Source organism: Ottowia sp., from assembly GCF_016703145.1.
Classification (GTDB): Bacteria; Pseudomonadota; Gammaproteobacteria; order Burkholderiales; family Burkholderiaceae_C; genus Ottowia.
In genome coordinates this window covers 1,027,606-1,045,090 of sequence record NZ_JADJCO010000005.1, presented here as the reverse complement: position 1 = coordinate 1,045,090, position 17,485 = coordinate 1,027,606, and the positions used below count along the sequence as shown (strand labels likewise).

At 68.2% G+C, this 17,485-nt stretch carries 19 protein-coding genes, 1 tRNA gene and 1 pseudogene; 12 read left to right on the top strand and 9 right to left on the bottom strand.

Annotation, left to right across the window (positions count from 1 at the left end):
- Positions 1-61: 61 nt before the first annotated feature.
- The 3 genes from murJ (at position 62) to IPG65_RS17930 (ending at position 3,749) form a co-directional block, all read left to right on the top strand.
- Entirely contained in the window at positions 62-1,615 is a 1,554-nt protein-coding gene (gene murJ, locus IPG65_RS17940; RefSeq protein WP_293192447.1) for a murein biosynthesis integral membrane protein MurJ, read from the top strand.
- Positions 1,616-1,664: 49 nt separating this feature from the next.
- Positions 1,665-2,516, top strand: coding sequence for a tetratricopeptide repeat protein (locus IPG65_RS17935; RefSeq protein WP_293192445.1), 852 nt, complete (start codon positions 1,665-1,667; stop codon positions 2,514-2,516).
- A gap of 153 nt (positions 2,517-2,669) precedes the next feature.
- A complete protein-coding gene (locus IPG65_RS17930) occupies positions 2,670-3,749 on the top strand; it encodes a glycosyltransferase (protein WP_293193688.1) in 1,080 nt (359 codons plus the stop codon).
- A 99-nt stretch (positions 3,750-3,848) separates the two neighbouring features.
- On the opposite strand, the gene IPG65_RS17925 is transcribed toward IPG65_RS17930, so the two are convergent.
- Positions 3,849-4,022, bottom strand: a complete 174-nt coding sequence (locus IPG65_RS17925) for a hypothetical protein (protein WP_293192441.1) — start codon at positions 4,020-4,022, stop codon at positions 3,849-3,851.
- Positions 4,015-5,016: a site-specific integrase gene (locus IPG65_RS17920; protein ID WP_293192439.1), complete on the bottom strand. Its 1,002-nt coding sequence runs from the start codon at positions 5,014-5,016 to the stop codon at positions 4,015-4,017. The genes IPG65_RS17925 and IPG65_RS17920 overlap by 8 nt, the downstream gene beginning before the upstream one ends.
- Before the next feature lie 17 nt (positions 5,017-5,033).
- Between IPG65_RS17920 and IPG65_RS17915 the strand changes: the two genes are divergently transcribed.
- Positions 5,034-5,120 (top strand) — tRNA-Leu (locus tag IPG65_RS17915).
- Here IPG65_RS17915 and IPG65_RS17910 read toward each other — a convergent pair.
- The 4 genes from IPG65_RS17910 to IPG65_RS17895 all read right to left on the bottom strand — a co-directional run bounded on the left by IPG65_RS17910 (position 5,121) and on the right by IPG65_RS17895 (position 8,463).
- On the bottom strand, positions 5,121-5,459 hold the full coding sequence (locus tag IPG65_RS17910; protein WP_293192437.1) for a MarR family winged helix-turn-helix transcriptional regulator: 339 nt from the start codon (positions 5,457-5,459) through the stop codon (positions 5,121-5,123). It lies immediately after the preceding tRNA gene.
- A 303-nt stretch (positions 5,460-5,762) separates the two neighbouring features.
- Entirely contained in the window at positions 5,763-6,023 is a 261-nt protein-coding gene (locus IPG65_RS17905) for a hypothetical protein (protein ID WP_293192436.1), read from the bottom strand.
- A 78-nt stretch (positions 6,024-6,101) separates the two neighbouring features.
- Positions 6,102-6,299, bottom strand: coding sequence for a hypothetical protein (locus IPG65_RS17900; protein WP_293192434.1), 198 nt, complete (start codon positions 6,297-6,299; stop codon positions 6,102-6,104).
- A 481-nt stretch (positions 6,300-6,780) separates the two neighbouring features.
- Entirely contained in the window at positions 6,781-8,463 is a 1,683-nt protein-coding gene (locus tag IPG65_RS17895) for a hypothetical protein (protein WP_293192432.1), read from the bottom strand.
- A gap of 149 nt (positions 8,464-8,612) precedes the next feature.
- Here IPG65_RS17895 and IPG65_RS17890 point away from each other — a divergent pair, with 149 nt between their 5' ends.
- Both IPG65_RS17890 and IPG65_RS17885 read left to right on the top strand, forming a co-directional pair.
- On the top strand, positions 8,613-8,777 hold the full coding sequence (locus tag IPG65_RS17890; RefSeq protein WP_293192430.1) for a hypothetical protein: 165 nt from the start codon (positions 8,613-8,615) through the stop codon (positions 8,775-8,777).
- 40 nt (positions 8,778-8,817) lie between these two features.
- Positions 8,818-9,360 carry a PaaI family thioesterase gene (locus IPG65_RS17885; RefSeq protein ID WP_293192428.1) on the top strand — a complete coding sequence of 181 codons (543 nt, stop codon included), beginning with the start codon at positions 8,818-8,820 and terminating at the stop codon, positions 9,358-9,360.
- Between the two features lie 3 nt (positions 9,361-9,363).
- Here IPG65_RS17885 and IPG65_RS17880 read toward each other — a convergent pair whose 3' ends face one another.
- The 3 genes from IPG65_RS17880 to purM form a co-directional block, all read right to left on the bottom strand.
- On the bottom strand, positions 9,364-9,687 hold the full coding sequence (locus IPG65_RS17880) for an antibiotic biosynthesis monooxygenase (protein ID WP_293192426.1): 324 nt from the start codon (positions 9,685-9,687) through the stop codon (positions 9,364-9,366).
- A gap of 88 nt (positions 9,688-9,775) precedes the next feature.
- Positions 9,776-10,738 (bottom strand): AI-2E family transporter, encoded by a 963-nt coding sequence (locus tag IPG65_RS17875; protein ID WP_293193060.1) that lies wholly within the window; start codon positions 10,736-10,738, stop codon positions 9,776-9,778.
- 231 nt (positions 10,739-10,969) lie between these two features.
- Positions 10,970-12,010, bottom strand: a complete 1,041-nt coding sequence (purM, locus tag IPG65_RS17870) for a phosphoribosylformylglycinamidine cyclo-ligase (RefSeq protein ID WP_293192423.1) — start codon at positions 12,008-12,010, stop codon at positions 10,970-10,972.
- Positions 12,011-12,156: 146 nt separating this feature from the next.
- Here purM and hda point away from each other — a divergent pair, with 146 nt between their 5' ends.
- The 6 genes and pseudogenes from hda to IPG65_RS17840 all read left to right on the top strand — a co-directional run bounded on the left by hda (position 12,157) and on the right by IPG65_RS17840 (position 17,427).
- A complete protein-coding gene (gene hda, locus IPG65_RS17865; protein ID WP_293192421.1) occupies positions 12,157-12,843 on the top strand; it encodes a DnaA regulatory inactivator Hda in 687 nt (228 codons plus the stop codon).
- 42 nt (positions 12,844-12,885) lie between these two features.
- Positions 12,886-13,562 (top strand): annotated as a pseudogene (locus IPG65_RS17860) (HAD family hydrolase).
- Entirely contained in the window at positions 13,559-15,136 is a 1,578-nt protein-coding gene (pcnB, locus tag IPG65_RS17855; RefSeq protein WP_293192419.1) for a polynucleotide adenylyltransferase PcnB, read from the top strand. The pseudogene IPG65_RS17860 and the gene pcnB overlap by 4 nt, the downstream one beginning before the upstream one ends.
- Before the next feature lie 3 nt (positions 15,137-15,139).
- Entirely contained in the window at positions 15,140-15,613 is a 474-nt protein-coding gene (folK, locus tag IPG65_RS17850; protein ID WP_293192417.1) for a 2-amino-4-hydroxy-6-hydroxymethyldihydropteridine diphosphokinase, read from the top strand.
- Between the two features lie 134 nt (positions 15,614-15,747).
- Positions 15,748-16,395: a DUF47 domain-containing protein gene (locus IPG65_RS17845; RefSeq protein WP_293192415.1), complete on the top strand. Its 648-nt coding sequence runs from the start codon at positions 15,748-15,750 to the stop codon at positions 16,393-16,395.
- Positions 16,396-16,416: 21 nt separating this feature from the next.
- The gene (locus tag IPG65_RS17840) at positions 16,417-17,427 is read left to right on the top strand and encodes an inorganic phosphate transporter (RefSeq protein WP_293192413.1); all 1,011 of its coding nucleotides are present in this window, start codon (positions 16,417-16,419) and stop codon (positions 17,425-17,427) included.
- Positions 17,428-17,485 lie beyond the last annotated feature (58 nt).

Sequence of the window (17,485 nt, the reverse complement as noted above, 5' to 3'; positions counted from 1 at the left end):
GAACCGCGCATTCTACCAGGGGCGTGCCGGACTACACTTCAGGCCCCTTCGGGAACCACTCGTGAGTCTTTTCAAAGCCGCCTCCACCGTTTCCCTGCTCACCCTGGCCTCGCGCGTGACCGGGCTGGCGCGCGACCTGCTCATGGCCTCGGCCTTCGGCGTGAGCGGGCTGACGGATGCCTTCAACGTCGCCTTCCGCATCCCCAACCTGCTGCGGCGGCTGTTCGCCGAGGGCGCGTTCAGCCAGGCCTTCGTGCCGGTGCTGGCGGCCAGCCGGGCGCGCGACGGCGAGGCCGCGACCAAGGTGCTGATCGACGCCGTGGCCACCGCGCTGGCCTGGGCGCTGCTGCTGACCTGCGTGGTGGGCGTGCTCGCCGCGCCGCTGCTGGTGTGGGCGCTGGCCAGCGGGCTGGACGAGCGCAGCTTCGACGCCGGCGTGCTGATGACGCGCTGGATGTTCCCCTACATCGCCTGCATGTCGCTGGTGGCGCTGTCGGCCGGCATCCTGAACACGTGGCGGCACTTCGCCGTGCCGGCGGCCACGCCGGTGCTGCTGAACCTGGCCATGATCGCCGCCGCCTGGCTGGGCGCGCCCTGGTTCGCCCGGCTGGGCATCGAGCCGATCTACGCCATGGCGGCCGGCGTGATGCTGGGCGGCCTGCTGCAACTGGGCGTGCAGGTGCCGGCGCTCAGGCGCCGCGGACTGCTGCCGCGCATCGGCCTGGGCCTGGGCCGCGTGCGCGCGGCCTGGCGCGACGCCGGCGTGCGGCAGGTGCTGACGCTGATGCTGCCGGCGCTGCTGGGCGTGGGCGTGGCGCAGTTGTCGCTGCTGATCAACACGCAGATCGCCTCGCACCTGGCGGCCGGCAGCGTCACCTGGGTGTGGTACGCCGACCGGCTGATGGAGTTTCCGACCGCGCTGCTGGGCGTGGCCCTGGGCGTGGTGCTGACCCCGCAACTGGCCGCCGCGCGCGCCGGCGGCGACGAGGCGCGCTACTCGCAGCTGCTGGACTGGGGCCTGCGCCTGGTGGTGGTGCTGGCCGTGCCCTGCGCGGCGGCGCTGCTGGTGTTCGGCACGCCGCTGATCGCCACGCTGTTCCACCACGGCCGCTTCGACGCCGGCGACGTGCAGCGCGTGGCGCTGGCGCTGTCGGGCTACGGCGTCGGCCTGCTGGGGCTGGTGGCGGTGAAGGTGCTGGCGCCGGGCTACTACGCCAGCCTGGACGTGCGCACGCCGGTGCGGATCGCCGTCGTGGTGCTGGTCATCACGCAATGCTTCAACCTGTTGCTGGTGCCGCTGCTGCAGCACGCGGCGCTCACGCTGTCCATCGCGCTGGGCGCGCTCATCAACGCGCTGTGGCTGCTGGTGGGGCTGATCCGGCGCGGCAGCTACCGGCCGCGGGGCGGCTGGGTGGTGCTGGGCGCCCAGGTGGCCGGCGCCACGCTGCTGATGAGCGGCTTTCTGCTGTGGGCCGCCCGCCGCTTCGACTGGATCGCCATCGCCGCCTGGCCGCGCGCCGGCCTGCTGATGCTGGTGCTGGCGGGCGCGGCGGCGGTCTACTTCGGCGCGCTGGCCGCCGCCGGCCTGCGGCCAGGGCAACTGCTGCGGCGCTGATGCATCGCCGGGGTTGACGCTCCCGCGTCCCCGGCCTACAACTGGACGCATGACGCTCGACCTGTCCACCCCCACCCCGCTGCAGTACTTCGCCGTGCTGGTGCGGAGCGACGAGCAGCTGCCCCTGCTCGAGGCCGCCGCCAGCCTGGCGCAGGACGAATACCCCGAGCTGGACGTGCAGCAGGTGCTGGGCGACATGGACCACCTGGCCGCGCGCCTGCGCCGCCGCGCCGCGCCCGAGGCCCCGGCGCTGGACCGCCTGCGCGCGCTGGGGCAGTTCTTCTTCGGAGACCTGGGCTTCGGCGGCAACGTCAACGACTACTACAACCCCGACAACAGCCATCTCCACGTCGTGCTGCGCACGCGCCGGGGCATCCCGATCTCGCTGGCCGTGCTGTGGCTGGAGCTGGCGCGCGGCCTCAACCTGCGCGCCGAGGGCGTGGGCTTTCCGGGCCACTTCCTGGTGCAGGTGCGGCTGGGCGAGGGCAGGGTGGTCATCGACCCCTTCACCGGCCAGTCGCTCAGCCAGGACGAGTTGCGCGAGCGGATCGACGAGCTGTCGCCCCGGCAGCCCTTCCATCCGGCCCGCGACGTGCCGCTGGCGCTGTACCTTGGCGCCGCCGAGCCGCGCCAGATCCTCGCGCGCATGCTGCGCAACCTGCAGGACATCCACCGCAGCCAGCAGGACTGGCCGCGCTTCGTCGCCGTGCAGGACCGACTGGTCACCCTGCTGCCCAGCGCCTGGCCCGAGTACCGCGACCGCGGCCTGGCCCTGGCCGAGCTGGGCGAGCGGCGGCGCGCCCGGCTCGACCTGTCGCTGTACCTGCGCGAGGCCCTCGACGCCGACGACCGGCAGGCCATGGCGGAGCGGCTGGCCGATCTGGGCGGGCGGCTGGCTTGAGGGGGGCGGGTTCCGCGTTTTGAAGTCTTTTCGGCCTCCAGCCCCCGTGGATACTGCGCCACCAGCTATGCCCGGCATAGCAAAATACCGCTTCTTTTCTACCCCTTTCCGATGCCCATGCCTGCTGCGTCCCGCCCCAGAATCTGCCTCAACATGATCGTGAGGAACGAGGCCCCCGTGATCGAGCGGTGCCTCGCCAGCGTCAAGCCCTGGGTGGACCACTGGGTCATCGTGGACACCGGCTCCACCGACGGCACCCAGGCGCTGGTGCGGCGCGCCATGGCCGGCGTCGCGGGCGAGCTGCACGAGCGGCCCTGGCGCAACTTCGCCCACAACCGCAACGAAGCGCTGCAACTGGCCCGCGCGCGGGCCGACCACCTGCTGTTCATCGACGCCGACGAGCAACTGGCCGTTCCCGCCGGTTTCTCCTGGCCCGCGCTCACGGCCGACGGCTACTTTCTGACCTGCCGCATGGCCGGCACCGAGTACCAGCGCAACGCGCTCGTCGCCACCCGCCGCGACTGGCGCTGGGTCGGCGTGCTGCACGAATACCTGAGCGCCGACGGCGCCCAGCCCTGGCAGCAACTGCCGGGCCCCGTCATCGAGGTGTCGCACGACGGCGCCCGCGCCCGCGACCCCGGCACCTACCTCAAGGACATCGCCGTGCTGGAGCAGGCCCTGCGCGATGAACCCGACAACACACGCTACGTCTACTACCTGGCGCAGAGCTACCGCGACGCCGGCCAGCATGCCGCCAGCCTGGCGCAGTACCAGCGCCGCGCCGCACTGGGCGGCTGGGAGGAGGAGCGCTGGTTCGCCCAGTTCCAGGCCGCCGCCCTGCTGGAGCGCACCGGCGCGGCGCCCGAGGCCGTGCGCGCGGCCTACCTGGCCGCCTACGCCGCCCGCCCGCAGCGCGCCGAGCCGCTGTGCGCGCTGGCCCGCCAATGCCGCGAGCGCAAGGACTTCGCGCTGGGCGCCCTGTTCGCGCTGCAGGCGTCCCGCATCCCGATGCCCACCGACATCCTGTTCGTCGATGCCGAGGTCTACCGCTGGCGTGCGCTGGACGAGCTGGCCGTGAACGCCTACTACACGCCCCACCAGGCGCAAGGGCGCGAGGCGCTCGATGCGAGCGGTGTGCTTCTTCCCCGGCGGATCCGCGCGTCGGGCTCCAGGCGGCGGATGCCGGGGATTTCAAGTCCGCTGCGGCGTGGGGTCTTTCCTATAAGTGCTTGATTCATAAGGACTTTTGGTATCCATGAGAGCAACTGTTAGGGGGTTGTGGGAGTCAAACGCCACGTGGTGTGGCGTGTGGCGTTTGGTGTGGACGAATATCTAATGCGTGATTTTACGGGCGGCTGCCTCGTCCCCAGTCTTCTGTTTCACAACGCAGGCTGCGTATCCGATCAAGGCCATGAGGTCCCAGCCCAGCGGCTGGTCACCCAGGTAGGTGCCGACCACGAACAGGGCGAGAAGTCCCCAGAAGGCTGCGATGATGTTCTCAAGCATGATCAGGCTCCAGTAGGTTGATGGCGTCGGTGAGGTTGTGAGGTGCCAGCTTGGCGTACCTCATGGTGGTGATGATGGTCAGGTGACCAGCCAGTTCAGAGCAGACCTTGAGGGGAACCCCCCGCTGCACCAGTCGAGACACGAAGGTGTGACGCAGGACGTGGAACACATACTGGTCATCATCAGCGAACCCCAACTGCTCACGCATGGAGTCCCAATGGTGGCGCACACTGTCGTGGGTCATGCCCGGGAACAGCAGCCCCTCCTTGTGGGTCTCGATGCGCCTGGACAGTACCTCCTGTGCCCGCTTGGTCAGCGGTACAGACCGGGGCTTCCCGTTCTTGGTCTTCCAGGTGGTCAGCATGTTGCCACTCCTGTCCCGGCCTTCGATGTTGAGCAGTTCACTCTTGCGGAAGCCGGTGTCCAGGCCCAGGATCACGAGGTCTTTCATGTCCTGGTTGTCGCAGTAGTCGAACCACGCCAGCATGTTCTTCTCTTCCTCCTGGGAGAAGAAACGGATGCGGCCCTCCTTCTCCCTGAGTCTGTCGAACTTGGGCTTGGCTGTGATGTAGCCACGCCCCAGTGCGAAGGTCAGCATCTTGGACAGGGCAGCCAGTCTGCGGTTGATGGTGGCGTTGCTGGTGCCCTCCCTTTGCCACTGTGCAATGAGGGCGTCCAGGGCCTGCGTGGTGACCTTGCTGGGGCTGATGTTGCCCAGGTCTTTGATCACTCGGTTGGCGTTGATCAGGGAGGTGCGCTCCCCTTTGGAGCCAGCCCAGTGCCTCTTGTAGCACTGGTCGAGCAGGGTTTCCAGGTTGGCTGGTGCCCCCTCGTCCCCCTCCCCCATGATCGGGAGTTCGCCCCGCATGAGGCGGGACTTGCTGTCCAGTTCCCAGCCTTCGGCCTCGGCCTTGGTGTTAAACTGACGACGGAGTCTTTCGGTCTTGAAGTGGACAGTGGCGAGATAGCCGCTGCCTCTTGGCGCTACAGGCATGGTGCCTCCTTGGTTCAGCGCCGATGGTGAAACTGGTAAACACCAGGGACTTAAAATCCCTCGCCCTCACGGGCTTGCGGGTTCGATCCCCGCTCGGCGCACCATCAGCTTGGTTGTTCCATGATTTCCACGAGCGCATCGCGCACTCGCTTCCCTTTGGGGGTGAGATTGACCACCTTGCGGCGGCGCTCTACCGGGTCTTCCTCAGCGACACACAGGTCATAGCCAGGGCGGTTCAGTCTGTGAACCTTCCCGAGTGCGGCTATGTTGCGTGACATGGTGGCCTGAGACAGACCTAAGCGTTCGCCCAGGTCTTTCATGGTCACGTTGGGGTTGATGCACACGGTCAGGAAGATGTTGAAGGTATGCGCCTGCATCTCCGGGTCGATCTTCCGTGCTTCCTCGACTGCGCGGTACAGCTTGTAAAGGGCCTTGGTGGTCACATCTCTCTCCAGGTTGGTTTATTTTTTACGTGGCGAAACCACGATTTGAAATCGGTAAATCCACACGGAGATTGTATCCCCGTCTTTGAGTGTTGCGATAGTGGTTGGAGGGAAAACCCTCTCTATGCCTATGTAAATGTCAAGGCTTCCAAAGCGTAAAAGCAAAACCAGTCCTTTCTTTTCCTACGGGGGATGGGGTCACCATCCAGCGATTCACCTGTGGAACACTTGTCAGTGTGTCGGGCATTGTAGCCCCCACTTAGGGGGCATCCGATGTGACAGGTTTATTACTTTACACGCCGTTTACTGAACCTTGAACTCGATGCCTGCCATACGCACCGACATGATGCAATCCAGGTTTACCCTACGATACCCCCGGGAGTTCATGTGGTACACGGTCAGGTACTTTTTGGTCTGGTCGGTGTCCTTCACTCGGCAGGACATGCGGCGAACGTCGCCGTTGATCTTGCGGAAGGTCACACCCACGAACTGCCCAGGCTTGAGGGCCAGCAGGTTACGCATGATGTGGCGCTCGTTGGTTTCGGTGTGGATGGTGGTGTTCATCTGGAAAACTCCTATGGTTGTTGCGAAACTGGATCGAGAGACCCACTCCTGACCCCTCAGTGAAGGGTCAGTGATTGGTCACTTGTTGGGGGTGAGGCTCAGGTAGAGGAACCCGACCGCCCCCAGGCAGTACAGGAACACGTAGAAGCCGGTGAGGTACTTCCACCAGCGCGGTGCGGTGTCCTCAGGGTTGCCCTTGCGGGTCACATCCAGGACGTACAGCACCACGATCAGGGCCAGGGACAGCCCCATCAGGGCATGTTGTTGCTGGCTCATCGGGCAGCCAGGGCAGCGCGGTATTGCTCCAAGGTAGGCTCAGGGCGAGGCTTAGGGGTCACAGCAGGCACGGACTCTTCACGCTTCACGTCGATGGGGCGGGTGTCCGTCCATGACTGCGGGGTAATCACCTTCATGTCCGAAACACCACTGAAAACCACCGTCTGTGGCGTGACGTTGAAACAGTTGACGAGGTGGATAGTGAGAGGAAAAAGAAAACCCACTGCTGGGAGTGGGTCTCGGAACTGATCGCTATTGTATCAGTTGCGATGGTGGATCGTAGCGGCTGTACCTTTTAAGTCTTTTGGGCCTGAATCTAGCGTGTTTATTGAGATGTATGCTATCTTTAAGATAGCTATCGGGCATTGTTTTGGGCCGAATCTCTGGTCGGTAACGAAAAAGGGCGCCACGATCGTGGCGCCCTTTTGGCGGGTGAGCCCTGGGACAGCAGCCTGACTGGCGCTGTCCGGGCACAGGTCAATCAGGCATCGCCCGACCGGCGGCGGCGCAGGAAGCCCAGGCCCGTGGCCAGCAGCAGCAGGCCGGCCCAGACGCCGCCCACGGGGACGGGCGCGATGCCGCGCTGGCCAGCGCCGGCGGTGGATTTCACCGGAGCGGCACTGCCGGAGCCGGGGTTGCTGGCCGGATCGGTCTGCGTCGCCGTGATCGGCACTTCGCCGCGCGGCAACTCGCTCACGTCCACCGGGCCGGCCGTCCAGTGGCCTGTGTCGTCGCAGGGCACGGTCAGGACGATGGCGTTGGGGCCGGTGCCGATGGTCACCGTCACGTCGCTGCCGCCGATCTCGCAGGTGCCGCCGAAGGTGTAGGTGTCCTGGTTGCCGGCGTTGATCGGGTCGGCCTCCACCGTCACGATGGGCGGAATGGTGTCTTTCAGGACATCGCGGGTGTCGGAGTCCTCGCCGTTCACGTTGGTCTGCGTGGCGGTGATCGTCACGGTGCCCTCCGCGACGCCGGACACGTCCGCCGTATGCGTCCAGCCGCCGTCCGTGCAGGGGACGGACACCGCTGGCAGGCTGCCGATGACCACCGACACGTTGCCCGCGCCCGTGGTGCAGCTGCCGCTGACCGTGTAGTTGGGGTACGGCGGTGCGGCATTGATCGGGTCGGGCGCGGAAGTGATCGTCACGCTGGGCACGGCGGTGTTCTTGTTCACCGTTTCATCGTCCGATTCGGTATCCTGAACGGCCGTGAACGTCACGTCTCCATCGTTCTGACTGGACACGTTCATGTTGGTGGCGTAGTTTCCATTCGAATCGCAGGCCACCGTCGTGCTCACGTCCGCGGTGACTGGAGGCTCCACGTCGGTCACGGTGATCGTCACGTTGCTCGCGCCGTACGTGCACGTGCCGCTGACGGGCACCGAATTCTGGTTGTCGAAGGTCACGGACGGCTCGTCGACGGTTATGGTGACCGAGCCTGGCGCGGCCGCGCAGTTGGGCATGTCGACTTCGGAGCGGGCCAGCGCGACGTCGATGTTGATATTCAGGAACGGCACGCTCACCACGAGATGGAGGCCGCTGACGGCCAAGCGGTTGCCCGTTGTGGTCATGTCGTTCACCGTGAGCCTGACGGTGGCGCCCAGAAGACCCACATTTATCAGATCTTGCGCGGCCGTGTAGGTTCCGGCGGCCACGGGGATGGCGTTTCCGAACACGGTGGCCGTGATGTTGGCGATTTCCGTCGTGCCGCTGCGCTGGACCGCGCCGCCGACGCAGATGGCGCGCGCTTCGGAACTGATGACGCCGGCGCTCAGGGCCAACACGGCAGGCAGAGGAGCGATGGCGCCTATGTTGGCCTGCAGCCCCGCCACCGAGGCAGTGGAGGTCACCTGATTCAGGTTCAGGTGGCTTTCGGTGTGGCCGACGATGTCTCCGGTGGTGAGTGTGAGCACGGTTCCCACGGCCACGTTCGCCTGGACCGTGGGGGACGTCACGTCGAAATTGGGCAGCGCGGCTTGCTCACCCGTGTCTCCCAGCGGTACGGTCAGGCCGACGATCGGAAGGCTCGCCGTCACGTTCAACCCATAGGCCCTGCCGGCGCCTGCCGTGGCGGCGAATGCGGTACCTGCCATGCCCAACGCGGTGGCCGCCGCGATTCCGGCGACCAGTCGCCGAAACGCCCGATTCCTTACAAGCATATCCATGCTCACTCCTTACATTGTTTGTTTGAGAATGTGATCAACTACTGACAAAGTGCTATTCAGCATGTAGATGTTATCTCTTTGGTATTCTTTTTTGAACTTTGGGTGTAGTTCTTTATAGGTAATTACACCGATGGCGCTCGCTACCGGAATTGGGCAAGGCGAGACTCAGGCATGGCCGATGGCGCCGGCAGCTGGGCCAGGACTGTCGGCGCGGCCGCGCCGACCTGATCAGCCTGACGCAGGGCATCGGCCGGGCCACGGCGGGCGACTTCGTCATGGGCACCGGCTCGCCCGGCGGCGTTCGTGATTTATGATTGCATCTGCAACTATTGCAGGTACAAGAAAGGATCGCGAATGACCACCATGAACCTACTGGAGCGCTGGCTGCGGGAAGAAGCCGAGGTGCAGGCCCGGCTGGACGCCGGCCCCGGGCCCGGCGTGGCCCGCCCCGACCAGATCGCCGGCAAGACCGGGCTGGAGGTGATGCAGGCCATGCTGGCCGGCGAGATCCCGCACGCCGAGATCGCCCGCACGCTGGACTTCGCCCTGGTCGAGGTCGGTCCGGGCCTCGCCGTGTTCCAGGGCGCGCCGCTGCAGCGCCACCTGAACCCGATGGGCACCGTGCACGGCGGTTGGTTCGCCACGCTGCTGGATTCGGCCCTGGGCTGCGCGGTCCACACGATGATGCCGCCGGGCCGGGGCTACACCACGGCCGAGCTGGGCGTGAACATGGTCCGCGCCCTCACGCCCAAGGTGCCCCGCGTGCGCGCCGAGGGGCGGGTGATCCACGGCGGGCGCCAGCTGGCCACCGCCGAGGCCCGCCTGGTCGGCCCCGACGGCACGCTGTACGCCCACGCCACCACCACCTGCCTGGTGTTCGAGCTGCCGGGGCGCTGAACGTCAGGGCGGGCCGCCGTGGGCGCGCTCGACGCGGGCGATGCGCAGCTGGTAGCCGGCGTACCAGCGCGTGCGGCCCAGGTGCTGGGCCTGCAGGTGTTCGGCCTGCTGCTTCCAGGCGGCGATGGACGCCTCGTCGCGCCAGTAGGAGACGGTGATGCCCTCGCCCGCGGCGTTGCGCACGCTCTCGGCGCCCAGGTAGCCGGGCTGCCGCGCCGCCAGGCTCAGCATGCGCTCGGCCATGGCCTCGTAGCCGTCGTCGCCCTCGGTGCGGGTCGAGCTGAAGATGACGGCGTAATAGGGCGGCGGCGGGGTGGGGGCGAACATGGCTGGAGATTTTGAATGAAATATGCCTCAAGCCAGCGTGTACATTGCGCTGACAGCTATTAAAAATGTAGCATCCGCCGCGCGGCCGTCACACCCAGCCGCCGGCTTGCAGCTCCTGCTTCAGGTAGGCGTAGAACAGTGGCGCGGCCACCAGGCCGGCGGGGCCGAAGACGGCTTCCATCACGAACATCACCGACAGCAGCTCCCACACGCCCATGTGCGTGCGGTGGCCGATGACCTTGGCGTTGATGAAGTATTCGGCCTTGTGGATGCCCACCAGGAAGACCAGGCAGGCCAGCGCCACCCCCGGCGAGACGGACAGGCCCACCAGCGTCAGCACGCCGTTGCAGATCAGGTTGCCGACGATGGGCACCAGCCCGGCCACGAAGGTCAGCAGGATCAGCGCCATGGTGTAGGGCAGGCGGCTGTCCCACAGCGGCAGTAGCACCAGCAGGAAGATGGCGGTCAGGCTGGTGTTGAACAGCGCGATCCAGAACTGCGCCACCACGATCTGGCGGAAGGTCTCGCCGAAGTGGCGCACGCGCTCGTGCAGTTGCGCGGCCAGCGGCTTGAGGTGCCGCACCGGCGGCCGGGCGGCGGCCAGCACGCCCACCAGCAGGCCGACGAAGGCGAACAGCAGCCCGCCCAGCCACGCGCGCCCCGTGGTGGCCAGCGTGCCGGCCTTGCTGGCCAGGTAGTTGGCGATGGCGCGCTGGATGTCGGCCGCGCCCTCGGGCAACTGGCTGGCGATGTCGGGCGGCAGCTTGTCGCGCAGCTCCAGCACGGTGCTGGCCATGAAGGCCAGCAGCTCGCGGTACTGCCCCGGCGCGTCGATGATCAACCCGCGCGTGCGCGGCAGGGCCAGCGCCGCCAGCACCAGCGGCAGCAGCGCGACCAGGGTGGCCGCCAGCTGGGGCGCCGCGCCGTCCCGCATGCGCATGAGCCGCCCCAGGTGCGGGCTGAGCCAGCGCGTGGCCACGAAGCCCAGGCACACGCACAGCAGCCCCGGCAGCAGCCCCTGCCACATGATCAGCAGCAGCGCCGCCGCCATCAGCACCTGGCTGGCGAGGGTGGCGCGGCGCTGTCGCGGGTCGGGCAGGGAGGGCACGTCAGCGGCCCACGGTGCTGGCGTTGGGCCAGCGGCGCATGAGCCCAACGAAGCCGACGGCCGCGGAGCAGGCCACGCCGGCAGACGCCGCGGACGGGCTCTGCCCGGCCGTTGGCGTCGCCCCCTCGAGGGGGGAGGAGGAACAAGGCGAAGCGCGTGGATCCTGGGGGTGGTTCATATGACCACGGCCGGGCCGCCGGCGCGCGGGACGATGCGGCCGATCTCGAACACCTGCTCGCCCGCCGCGCGCAGCGTGGCGGCGCAGGCGGCGGCGTGTTCGGCGGCGATCACCACCACCATGCCGATGCCGTTGTTGAAGGTGCGGTTCATCTCGTGGTCGTCGATGCCGGCGGTGCGCTGCAGCCAGGCGAACAGCTCGCTTCGCGGCCAGCTGCCCTGGTCCAGGCGCGCGGCCAGGGCCTCGGGCAGCACGCGTGGGATGTTCTCCAGCAGGCCGCCGCCGGTGATGTGGGCCAGGGCCTTGATGGGATGAGCGGCCAGCGCCGCCAGCACGTTCTTGACGTACAGGCGCGTGGGCGCCATGACGGCCTGGCGGAACGGCTGGTCGTCCAGCGTGGCGGGCAGGTTGGCGCCCGCGCGCTCGATGCACTTGCGCACCAGCGAGAAGCCGTTGCTGTGCACGCCGCTGGAGCCCAGGCCCAGCACCACGTCGCCCTCGGCCACGTCGTGGCCAGTGAGGATCTTCGACTTCTCGACCGCGCCGACGCAAAAGCCCGCCAGGTCGTATTCGCCGTCGGGGTACATGCCGGGCATCTCGGCCGTCTCGCCGCCGATCAGCGCGCAGCCCGACAGCTCGCAGCCGCGGGCGATGCCGCCGACCACGGCGGCGGCCGTGTCCACGTCGAGCCGGCCGCAGGCGAAGTAGTCGAGGAAGAACAGCGGCTCGGCGCCCTGCACCAGCACGTCGTTGACACTCATGGCCACCAGGTCGATGCCCACGGTGTCGTGCATGTCCCATTCGAAGGCCAGCTTCAGCTTGGTGCCCACGCCGTCGGTGCCGCTGACCAGCACCGGCTCCCGGTAGCGCCTGGGCACCTCGAACAGCGCGCCGAAGCCGCCGATGCCGGCCATCACGCCTTCGCGCAGCGTCTTCCTCGCCAGGGGCTTGATGCGTTCGACCAAGGCGTCGCCGGCGTCGATGTCGACGCCGGCGTCCTTGTAGCGGAGGGGGGTGTTCGGGGGGGCGGCACTCATATCAGGGGTGGTTGGCGGCGGGCGCTTAAAATTCAGGCCCCGATTCTAGGCGCTGCCCCGTGGCGCACCCGATGGCGCCGCGCGCCTCTTCCAGGCTGTATGCCCCCCTTGTCCCGCATTCTTCCCGCCGTCGCCGCGTTCGCCCGATGAAGCAGATCGCCCTGGACATCGGCCTGGCGCCGGAGCCCTCGCTCGAAGGCTTCGCGGCCGGACCCAACGCGCTGGCGGCGCAACACCTGCGCCTGTGGGCCGAAGGCCGCACGCGCTCGCCCGTGCCGATCTACTTGTGGGGCGCGTCCGGCGCGGGCAAGACGCACCTGCTGCGCGCGGCGCGCCAGATGCTGGCGGCGGGCGGCGGCACCATCGGCTGGCTGGACGCGGCCACGCCGCCGCACGCCGCCTTCAGCGAAGCCTGGGACGCCGTGCTGATGGACGACGTGCACCTGTACGGCGCCGAGCAGCAGCACACCGCGTTCACCTGGTTCGTGCACGCCGTCGCGCCCGCCGACGGCCGCCCGCGCGCCGTGCTGGCCGCCGGCGCCCTGCCGCCGGCCGACCTGGCGCTGCGCGAGGACCTGCGCACGCGCCTGGGCTGGGGCCACGTGTTCGAGCTGCACCCGCTGCCCGAGCCCGACGTGCGCGCCGTGCTGCGCCGCGCGGCCGACGCGCGCGGGGTGTTCCTGTCCGACGAGGTGATGGACTTCGTGCTCAAGCGCTTCTCGCGCGACCTCGGCAGCCTGATGCAATGGCTGGAGCACCTGGACCGCTACGCCCTGCAGGCGCAGCGCCCCATCACCATTCCCCTGATCAAGTCGATGCTGCAAAATGAATAGCTGTTGGCTCAACAACCACGCTGGCCGGAGGCCAATTTGACGATGAAACTGGCCCTGTTCGACCTGGACCACACCCTGATCCCCCTGGACTCCGACCACGCCTGGGGCGAGTTCACCACGCGCCTGGGCTGGACCGACGGCGGCGAGTTCAAGCGCCGCAACGACGCCTTCTACGCCCAGTACCAGGCCGGCACGCTGGACCTGCACGAGTACGTGCGCTTCACCACCGACGCCGCGCGCCGCCGCGCCCTGGCGCGGCGGCCGAGGCGCAGGCGCGCTTCATGCGCGAGGTGATCGGCCCGGCCATCACGCCGCGGGCGCGGGCGCTGGTGCGCGGGCACCAGCAGGCCGGCGACGCGGTGGTCATCGTCACCGCCACCAACGAATTCGTCACGCGGCCCATCGCGCACAGCTTCGGCGTCGACGAGTTGATCGCCGTGCAGCTGGCGCGCGGCCCCGGCGGCTGGATCACCGGCGAGATCAGCGGCACGCCCTCGTTCCGCGAAGGCAAGGTCACGCGCGTGGCCGAGTGGCTGGGCGCGCGCGGGCTGGCCCTGGGCGACGCCGAGATCACCTTCTATTCCGACTCGATGAACGACCTGCCGCTGCTGGAGCAGGCCCGCCACCCCGTCGCCACCAACCCCGACGAGCGGCTGCGCGCGCTGGCGCAGGCGCGCGGCTGGCGCATCCTCGACCTTTTCAAAGAAGACCACGCATGATCAAGACGTTCATCGACAAGCTCATCGGCAAGGCCAAGGGCGGCGGCGCGCGTGGGCGCTTCGGCAAGCGCGTCGAGCACGGCCCGCAGGACCACGGCATCAACCCCGCGCTGGTGGACGAGCGCGCCGCCAACGTGGTGCGCACGCTCAAGGAGGCGGGCCACGAGGCCTACGTCGTCGGTGGCGCGGTGCGCGACCTGCTGCTGGGCCTCAAGCCCAAGGACTTCGACGTGGCCACCAGCGCCACGCCCGAGCAGGTCAAGCAGCTCTTCCGGCGCGCCTTCATCATCGGGCGGCGCTTTCGCATCGTGCACGTGGTGTACGGGCGCGGGCGCGAGCACGAGGTGATCGAGGTCTCCACCTTCCGCGCCCACCTCGACAACGAAGCGGCCGAGGCCGTGGCCGGCAACGAGCGGACAGCCAAGAGCGAGCTGGCCGGCATGAAGCATGCCGTGGACGCCAGCGGCCGCGTGCTGCGCGACAACGTCTGGGGCCCGCAGGACGAGGACGCCGCGCGGCGCGACTTCACCGTCAACGCCATGTACTACGACCCGGAGACGCGCATCCTGGTCGACTACCACAACGGCATGGCCGACGCGCGGAAGAAGCTGCTGCGCATGATCGGCGACCCGGCGCAGCGCTACCGCGAGGACCCGGTGCGCATCATCCGCGCCGTGCGCTTCGGCGCCAAGCTGGCGGGGCTGGGCTTCAAGCTGGAGCCCAAGACCGCCAAGCCGCTGGTCGAGGCCAAGGCCCTGCTGGCCGAGGTGCCGCAGAGCCGCCTGTTCGACGAGATGCTCAAGCTGCTGCAGACCGGCCACGCGCTGGCCAGCGTCGAGCAGTTGAAGAAGCTGGGCCTGGCGCGCGGCATCTACCCGCTGCTGGACGTGGTGGTCGAGCGCGCCGAGCAGCCTTTCGTGAAGGCCGCGCTGGCCGACACCGACCGCCGCGTGGGCGAGGGCAAGCCGGTGGCCCCGTCGTTCCTGCTGGCCTGCGTGCTGTGGCAGGACGTGCTGGTCGGCTGGCAGCAGCGCCTGGCGCGCAAGGAGCACCCGTTTCCCGCGCTGCAGGGCGCCATCGACGAGGTCTTCGACGCCCGCGTGGGCGACGTCTCCGGCCGCGGCAAGCTGGGCGCCGACATGCGCGAGATCTGGATGATGCAGCCGCGCTTCGAGAAGCGCGCCGGCACCTCGCCCTTCAGCCTGGCCGGACAGCCGCGCTTTCGCGCCGGCTTCGACTTCCTGCGCCTGCGCGCCGACGTCGGCGAGGTGGACGAGGGTCTCGCCGACTGGTGGCAGGAATTCAGCCTGGCCGACGATTCGGCGCGCGAGGACCTGGTGCAGCAACCGCGCACCGAGCAGCAGCGCGCCAAGAAGCCGCCGCGCGTGCATCGCTTGCCCAAGGAGTCGCCAGCCCCCGATGCACCTGCGCAGGACGCTATTGAAACAGAAGCATTCGAGGCCGAGGAGGGCGCCGCCGAAGGCGCGGACGCACCGGCCAGGAAGCGCCGCCGCCGGCGCCGCAAGCCCGCATCGGGGGGCTCCGCGCCTCCCCCTCGGCCGGACGGCGAATAGGCCGTGCCCGAGGCGCGCGCGCCCGTCACCGCCTACGTCGCCCTGGGCGCCAACCTGGGCGACGCCGAGGCCGCCGCTCGGCAGGCGCTGGCCGACCTGGCGCGGCTGCCCGGCACACGCGTGACCGCCACCTCGCGCCTGTACCGCAGCGCGCCGGTGGAGGCGGCGGGGCCGGACTTCATCAACGCGGTGGCCGAGCTGTCCACCGTGCTGACGGCGCCCGATCTGCTGCGGGCGCTGCAGGGCCTGGAGCGCGCCGCCGGCCGCCAGCGCCCGTACCGCCACGCGCCGCGCACGCTGGACCTGGACCTGCTGCTGTACGGCGCGGCGCGCATCGACAGCCCCCGCCTCACCGTGCCGCACCCGCGCATGTGGGGCCGCGCCTTCGTGCTGCGGCCGCTGGCCGAGATCGCGCCCGCGCGCGTGCCCGCCGAGGCCCAGGCCGGCGTGGCGGGGCAGGCCATCGAGCTGCTGTAGAAAACTGCAATGAAATGCAACGCCGCCGCGCCGGGGGCGGCGTTGCGGGTGGTTAAACTCGACCACCACTGTCATCGCGGCGCCATCGATTCTTGATATGGCGCCGGCCTTCAAGAAGATCGGAGCCCTCTTACATGCTGTTCAGCAAGCTGTTGCCCAAGGAGGGTAATTTTTTTGAACTGTTCAACCAGCACGCCGACCGCATCGTCGAGGCCGCGCAGGCCTTTCAGAAGCTGGTGACCCATTACGGCGACCCGCTGCTGCGCGAGAAGTACAACCAGGAGGTGGACAACGCCGAGCGCGCCGCCGATCGCGTGACGCACGAGGTCAACCGGCTGATCCACACCACCTTCATCACGCCCATCGATCGCGAGCAGATCCACGGCCTGATCAACCTGATGGACGACGTGGCCGACCTGCTGCAGGACTCGGCCGAGACCATGGCCCTGTACGACATCCACCACATGACCGACGAGATGGTGCGCCTGACCGAGCTGTCGGTGAAGTGCTGCCAGCGCGTGCAGGCCGCGGTGAAGCTGCTGGGGCGCATCGCCGAGCAGCCGGTGGCCGAGGCGGCGCTGAAGACCTGCGAGGAGATCGACCAGCTCGAATCCGACGCCGACCGCGTGATGCGCAGCGCCATGAGCAAGCTGTTTCGCTTCGAGCCCGATGTGCGCGAGCTGATCAAGCTCAAGGCCATCTATGAGCTGCTGGAGACCATCACCGACAAGTGCGAGGACGTGGCCAACCAGATCGAAGGCATCGTCCTGGAAAATTCCTGACCCAGCGGGGCCGTCTCAAGCATGGAAATCGCTCAAGCCGCCCTGTGGGTCGTCGTGCTGCTGGTCGCGCTGGCGCTGGCGTTCGACTTCATGAACGGGTTTCACGACGCCGCCAACTCGATCGCCACCGTTGTCTCCACCGGCGTGCTGCGGCCGGCGCAGGCGGTGCTGTTCGCCACGTTCTTCAACGTCGTCGCCATCTTCGTGTTCCATCTCAGCGTGGCGGCCACGGTGGGCAAGGGCATCGTCGAGCCTGGCGTGGTGGACGTGCACGTGGTGTTCGGCGCGCTCATCGGCGCCATCACCTGGAACCTGATCACCTGGTACTACGGCATTCCCAGCAGCTCGTCGCACGCGCTCATCGGCGGCATCGTGGGCGCGGTGCTGGCCAAGTCGGGCGCCAGCGTGCTGATTGCCGGGGGCATCCTCAAGACCGTGGCCTTCATCTTCATCTCGCCGGTGCTGGGCTTCGTGCTCGGCTCGCTGATGATGGTGCTGGTGGCCTGGATCTGCCGCCGCGCGCGGCCCAGCCGCGTCGACCGGTGGTTCCGCCGGCTGCAACTGGTGTCGGCCGGCGCCTACAGCCTGGGCCACGGCGGCAACGACGCGCAGAAGACCATCGGCATCATCTGGATGCTGCTGATCGCCACCGGCTACACCGCCGCGGGCGACGCGGCGCCGCCCATCTGGACCATCGTGAGCTGCTACCTGGCCATCGGCCTGGGCACCATGTTCGGCGGCTGGCGCATCGTCAAGACGATGGGGCAGAAGATCACCAAGCTCAAGCCCGTGGGCGGCTTCTGCGCCGAGACGGGCGGGGCGCTGACGCTGTTCATCGCCACCGGGCTGGGCATTCCCGTCTCAACCACGCACACCATCACCGGCGCCATCGTCGGCGTGGGCTCCACGCAGCGCGCCTCGGCCGTGCGTTGGGGCGTGGCCGGCAACATCGTGTGGGCGTGGATCCTGACCATCCCGGCCAGCGCCTTCGTGGCCGCGCTGGCGTACTGGGTGAGCCTTCAGCTTTTCTGATTGCTACATCAAATATAGCTTTCGGCGAAGTACCGGCGCTGGCTGGAGGCCGATTTCA

Excerpts from the sequence above, each read along its gene's own strand:
- IPG65_RS17935 (WP_293192445.1), top strand. The coding sequence starts at position 1,665 with ATGACGCTCGACCTGTCCACCCCCACCCCGCTGCAGTACTTCGCCGTG.
- IPG65_RS17930 (WP_293193688.1), top strand. The coding sequence starts at position 2,670 with ATGATCGTGAGGAACGAGGCCCCCGTGATCGAGCGGTGCCTCGCCAGC.
- IPG65_RS17925 (WP_293192441.1), bottom strand. The coding sequence starts at position 4,022 with ATGCTTGAGAACATCATCGCAGCCTTCTGGGGACTTCTCGCCCTGTTC.
- IPG65_RS17920 (WP_293192439.1), bottom strand. The coding sequence starts at position 5,016 with ATGCCTGTAGCGCCAAGAGGCAGCGGCTATCTCGCCACTGTCCACTTC.
- IPG65_RS17905 (WP_293192436.1), bottom strand. The coding sequence starts at position 6,023 with ATGAACACCACCATCCACACCGAAACCAACGAGCGCCACATCATGCGT.
- IPG65_RS17900 (WP_293192434.1), bottom strand. The coding sequence starts at position 6,299 with ATGAGCCAGCAACAACATGCCCTGATGGGGCTGTCCCTGGCCCTGATC.
- IPG65_RS17895 (WP_293192432.1), bottom strand. The coding sequence starts at position 8,463 with ATGGATATGCTTGTAAGGAATCGGGCGTTTCGGCGACTGGTCGCCGGA.
- IPG65_RS17885 (WP_293192428.1), top strand. The coding sequence starts at position 8,818 with ATGACCACCATGAACCTACTGGAGCGCTGGCTGCGGGAAGAAGCCGAG.
- IPG65_RS17880 (WP_293192426.1), bottom strand. The coding sequence starts at position 9,687 with ATGTTCGCCCCCACCCCGCCGCCGCCCTATTACGCCGTCATCTTCAGC.
- IPG65_RS17875 (WP_293193060.1), bottom strand. The coding sequence starts at position 10,738 with ATGGCGGCGGCGCTGCTGCTGATCATGTGGCAGGGGCTGCTGCCGGGG.
- purM (WP_293192423.1), bottom strand. The coding sequence starts at position 12,010 with ATGAGTGCCGCCCCCCCGAACACCCCCCTCCGCTACAAGGACGCCGGC.
- hda (WP_293192421.1), top strand. The coding sequence starts at position 12,157 with ATGAAGCAGATCGCCCTGGACATCGGCCTGGCGCCGGAGCCCTCGCTC.
- pcnB (WP_293192419.1), top strand. The coding sequence starts at position 13,559 with ATGATCAAGACGTTCATCGACAAGCTCATCGGCAAGGCCAAGGGCGGC.
- IPG65_RS17845 (WP_293192415.1), top strand. The coding sequence starts at position 15,748 with ATGCTGTTCAGCAAGCTGTTGCCCAAGGAGGGTAATTTTTTTGAACTG.
- IPG65_RS17840 (WP_293192413.1), top strand. The coding sequence starts at position 16,417 with ATGGAAATCGCTCAAGCCGCCCTGTGGGTCGTCGTGCTGCTGGTCGCG.